The organism is Nocardia sp. NPDC060220, from assembly GCF_042727815.1.
Classification (GTDB): domain Bacteria; phylum Actinomycetota; class Actinomycetes; order Mycobacteriales; family Mycobacteriaceae; genus Nocardia.
Genome location: NZ_JBHWZY010000480.1, coordinates 1 through 5,312, shown reverse-complemented (window position 1 = coordinate 5,312; position 5,312 = coordinate 1). Strand labels below are relative to the sequence as shown.

Here is a 5,312-nt window from a genome sequence, read left to right as displayed (position 1 = left end):
GATCGCCATCCTGACCCTGGGCGGTGGGCACCTGCAGACCGCGACCGGTGCGGTGATCGGCGGGCTCGGCGCCGCGCTGGTCATCCACCTCCTCGCGTTCCGGCACAACGTAGCCGGGTTCCGGCTGATCATCGTCGGCATCGGCGTCAGCGCCATGCTCGCCTCGATCAACACCTGGCTGATCCTGCGCGCCGACCTGGACGCGGCGATGTCGGCGGCGGCCTGGGGCGCGGGCACGCTCAACGGACTCTCGTGGCCGCAGGTCGGTCCCGCGGTGGTGATCCTCGCGCTGCTGGCGATCGCGCTGATCCCCGCGGCCCCCCGCTTACAGATCCTCGAACTCGGTGACGACACCGCCCGGGCGTTCGGCCTCGACGTCAGCCGGGCGATGCTGTGGCTGATCGTGCTCAGCGTCGCGTTCACGGCGGTGGCGACGGCGGTCGCGGGCCCGATCGCGTTCGTCGCCCTCGCCGCACCGCATCTGGCGCGCAAGCTGGCCCGCACACCGTCGATCGCGCTCGCGCCCTCGGCGGCGATGGGAGCGATGTTGCTGATCACCTGCGACTGGATCGCCCAGCACGCGTTCGCCCCGACGACCGTGCCGGTCGGCCTCGTCACCGTCTCGGTCGGTGGCCTGTACCTGGCGTATCTGCTGGTCGCCGAGGCGCGACGGAACTAGGAAAGCGAAAAGATGAACGACACTTCACGCCTGCGCGCCGACCGGGTCCGCCTCGGCTACAAGGGCACCACGATCAGCGACCAGCTGTCGGTGGATATCCCGGACGGCAAGTTCACGGTGATCATCGGCCCGAACGCGTGCGGCAAGTCCACGCTGCTGCGCGCGCTGGCCCGGCTGCTCACCCCCGAGTCGGGGACCGTGCTGCTCGACGGCAAACCGATCAGTTCCTACCCGGCGAAGCAGGTGGCCAGGCAGATCGGTCTACTGCCCCAGACCTCCACCGCGCCGGACGGCATCCGGGTCGCCGATCTCGTTGCCCGCGGCCGCTATCCGCATCAGACGCTGCTGCGGCAGTGGTCGAAGGCCGATGAGAAAGCCGTCACCTCGGCGATGGCGGCGACCGGTGTCACCGAGTTGTCGGCGCGGATGGTCGACGAGCTGTCGGGCGGTCAGCGCCAGCGGGTGTGGATCGCGATGGTGCTCGCCCAGGACACCCCGCTGATCCTGCTCGACGAGCCGACGACCTACCTCGACATCGCCTATCAGATCCAGTTGCTCGATCTGTGCCGGTCACTGAACCGCGAATCCGGGCGGACCGTCGTGGCCGTGTTGCACGACCTCAACCACGCCTTCCGCTACGCCGATCACCTCATAGCCATGCGCGACGGGCGGGTGGTCGCGACGGGTGCGCCCGCCGACATCGTGACCGCCGAGCTCGTCGACGAGGTCTTCTCGTTGCGGTGCCGCATCGTCGACGACCCGGAAACCGGTACGCCACTGGTGATTCCGCTGGCGCAGGATGCCGCCAAGGTGCGCTAGAGCTGCGGCGATGCGGCAGCCGAACATAGGTATTCCACAATTAGTTAAGTTAGGCTAACCTAACTTATTGTGAATGTGACGAGGGAGGGAGTTGCCGTGACAGATGGTCTCGAGTTGCCGCTGACCGGACCGCAGCTCGGCATCTGGAACGCCCAGCGCTTCGATCCCGAGTCCGGGCGCTACCTGGTCGGCGAGGTCCTGGAGATCACCGGGGACGCGCCGATCGATGTCGACCTGCTGAGCGAGGCGATCCGTCGCACCGTCACCGAGGCCGAGAACATGCGGCTGCGTTTCACCGAAACATCTGACGGGCCAAGGCAGTTCGTGAGCGATGCCGAAGCGGTGCTGCGACCGACCGTCGATCTACGGGCGGCTGCGGAGCCGATGGCCCTGGCCTACGAGGCTGTCGCGCTGGAGCGCGAGCAGGCCGCGCAACGGTGCCGAGGCATGGTCGACCGGCAGCTGTACAACTACACGCTGATCCGGATCTCCGACTGCGTGGTCTGGTGCGTGCAGCTCTACCACCACCTCATCGTCGACGGTTACAGCGCGGCGCTGCTCTCGCGCCGAGTCGCCGCCCACTACACCTCCCTCCGACGCGGAACACCCTCGCCGAAACAAACTTTCGGAACCATCGCCGAGCTGGTCGCCGAGGAGCAGGCCTATCGGGCAGGCCCCGAATTCGAGGCCGACCGCGCGTACTGGCGCGACCAGCTCACACCGTGGCCCGATCTCGACGGCCGCGGTCGCCACCTGGGCGGTGCGGTCGAGCGGACGATCCGCGCCGAGGCCATCCTGTCCACCGAACTGCTCGCGGCACTGCGCGAGAGCGCCGAACGGCACGGCATCACGTGGGCCGACGCGCTCGTCGCCTGCTACGCCGCGTTCCTGCACCGCCAACTCGGCACCGCCGATGTGGTGGTCTCGATGCTGCTGATGGGCCGGGTCGGCCGCGCCGCCCTGCGCACACCGGCCATGGCGGTGAACGTGCTGCCCCTGCGGGTCACGGTGAGCGCGGGCGACCGGCTCGGTGAGCTGGGCCCCCGCATCGCCGACATCCTGCGCGAGGTCCGCAAGCACCAGCGCTACAGCGGCGACGACCTCGCCCGCGACTTCCACGGCCACGGCGCGGGCGAACTCCTGCACGGGATCGGCATCAACCTCAAGGTCTTCGACTTCACCCTCGATTTCGACGGTGCGCGTGGCGTGCTGCGCAATGTGGCGGGCGGGCCCCCGGAGGACCTGGGGCTGACCGTCACTCCGCTGCCCGACGGCACGGTGCTGCTCGGATTCGAATCCGACGCGCGAACCAACGACGCGGACACGGTGTGCGGGCGGGTCGCCGGGTTGGTCCGGGTGATCGAGTCTTTCACCGGGTCGGACAAGATCGCGGTGGGTGCGCTCGAACTGCTCGATCCGGCCGAGCGCACGCGACTGCTGGCCGCGCGCTCGACGGCAATGCAGCTCCCGGACAACGAAACCCGTGCCCTTCACGACGAGCCGTCGGTCGCGACGATCCCCGACCTTCTCGAACACGTGCTCGCCGAGCAACCGGATGCCGTGGTGCTGAGTTCGGCTCAAACCGAGTACACCGCCGCCGAACTTCGACTCCGGGTGAACCGGCTCGCGCGGTTCCTGCGCGGGGCCGGGGTCGGGCCAGATGCGATCGTCGGCCTCGCGCTACCCCGCGATGTGGAATTCGTCGTCGCGTTGCTCGCCGTCTGGCGCGCCGGTGGCGCCTATCTGCCCCTGGATCCGGAACATCCGGTCGCCCGGCTGCGAGCGACGATCGCGGACGCGGGCCCCGCTGTGGTGCTCAGTGCCGGTGAGTTGGCGGCCCAGCTCGGTGCCGACGCCGTCGCGATCGACGACGCCGGCTTCCGTGCGCGGCTCGACGACCACGCGGACACCGACTTCGCGCTCGCGGTGAGGCCCGAGCACGCGGCCTACGTCATCTACACCTCGGGCTCGACCGGTCAGCCGAAAGGTGTTGTCGTACAGCACGGCTCCCTGGCCGCGCTCGTCGCCGCACACCGCGCCGGGATCCACAGCGTCGCCGCCGGCCGTGCGGGCAACCGTCAGCTGACCATCGCGCACACCACCTCCTTCGCCTTCGACGCCTCGCTCGACCCACTGCTGTGGATGACCGCCGGACATCGGATCCACGTGTACGACAGCGATACCCGGCGTGACCCGGCCGCCCTGGTCGAGGCTTTCGCCCGGGAGGGCATCGACGTCGTCGACGGCACTCCGTCGTTGGTCGCCGCCCTGCTCGAACACGGCTTGACCAGCGAACTACCGTCGCCGGCACAGTCGAGCCCGGTCGGCCGGAAGTCGGCGACAGCGAGCACCGAGGTGATCGGGAAGATCTCGACAGCGACGGATCTCGCGAGCGCCGACAGCGCCGATGAGACAGCGCGCCCGCCGCTGACGCTGGTGATCGGCGGCGATGCGTGCTCGGCGGAGCTATGGGGCGCGATCGATCGTGGCGGGTTCGCGGCGGTCAATCTGTACGGCCCGACCGAGGCGACGGTGGATGTGATCGGGGCACCGATCGATGCCGCTGGTCCACGGATCGGGATGCCGGTCGCGGGCTCGCGGGCTCACCTGTTGGACAACGGATTGCAGATCGTCGCCGACGGTCAGGTCGGCGAGCTGTATCTGGCCGGTCCGCAGATCGCGCGGGGCTATCTGGGCCGGTTCGCCACTACCGCACAGTCTTTCGTCGCCGATCCGTACGGCCCGCCGGGAGCGCGGATGTACCGCACCGGCGACCGGGCGCGCTGGGTGCCCGGGCTCGGCTACGAATACCTGGGCCGGGTCGACAACCAGGTGAAGATCCGCGGCCACCGCGTCGAACTCGGTGATGTGGCAGCGGCACTCGAAGGTCTGACCGAAATCCGCACCGCGGCAGCCGATATCCGGGACATCGCCGGGCGCCCCACCCTGATCGGCTACGTCGTCGCCGCGACCGGCGACCTCGATACCTCGGCCGCACGCACCCGCTTGGCCGACCTGGTCCCCGAGCACATGGTGCCGGCTCGACTCGTCGTCCTCGACGCCCTGCCCACCACGGTCAACGGCAAACTCGACCGCACGGCGCTACCGGACCCCGCGACCGACGAGTCCGGACGCGCACCGGCCACCGACGCCGAACATGCTGTCCACCAGGCGATCTCGAGGACCCTCGGCCTCGACACCGTCAGCATGGACGACGACTTCTTCGCCGTCGGCGGCGACAGCATCACCGCCATCACCGTCAGCAGCGGCCTGCGCGCCGAGGGCCTCACCCTCCTGCCCCAGCAACTACTGACCCGGCGCAGCCTCGCCGCGCTGGCCGCGGAGGCGGCCCCCGAGCCGCAACATCCCACGACCGCCGTGGGATTCGAGTCGCCGGCCGCTGTCTCGTCGCCGCTCCCGACAGCGCCGGGTCGCCTGATCGCAGCGCTCACGCAGAGCGACCTGGACGAGTTCGGCGCTACCTACGGACCGGTCGCCGACGTACTCCCGCTGTCGCCCCTGCAGGAGGGATTGCTGTTCCACGCACTGCGCGACGGCGCCGACGACGTGTACACGATGACGGCCCGCTTCACCCTCGACGGCATCGTCGATCCGGAGCGCATGGGTGCGGCGTTCGCGAGCATGCTGCGGCGGCATCCGAATCTCGGCGCGGCGTTCAGTTATGAACAGTTCGACCAGCCGGTACAGATCGTTCCGCGGGCACCTGGCGTCTCGTGGCAGGTCGAGGATCTGCGCGAGTCACCTGATCCCGCAGCGCAAGCACGGCTTTCGGTGCGGCGCGCCGGCGCCGCAC

Annotated in this window: 3 protein-coding genes; all 3 read left to right on the top strand. The window is 69.5% G+C overall.

What is annotated here, in order from left to right; translation table 11 throughout:
• Positions 1-679: FecCD family ABC transporter permease (locus tag ACFWF3_RS22985; RefSeq protein ID WP_379315218.1), on the top strand; the 679-nt coding region annotated here is incomplete at its 5' end.
• A 12-nt stretch (positions 680-691) separates the two neighbouring features.
• Complete coding sequence (locus ACFWF3_RS22980; protein WP_379315217.1) at positions 692-1,498, top strand: ABC transporter ATP-binding protein; 807 nt, start codon at positions 692-694, stop codon at positions 1,496-1,498.
• A gap of 96 nt (positions 1,499-1,594) precedes the next feature.
• On the top strand, positions 1,595-5,312 hold a 3,718-nt coding region (locus tag ACFWF3_RS22975), incomplete at its 3' end, for an AMP-binding protein (protein WP_379315216.1).

Coding starts and splice junctions, on each gene's coding strand:
- ACFWF3_RS22980 (WP_379315217.1), top strand. CDS start 692: ATGAACGACACTTCACGCCTGCGCGCCGACCGGGTCCGCCTCGGCTAC.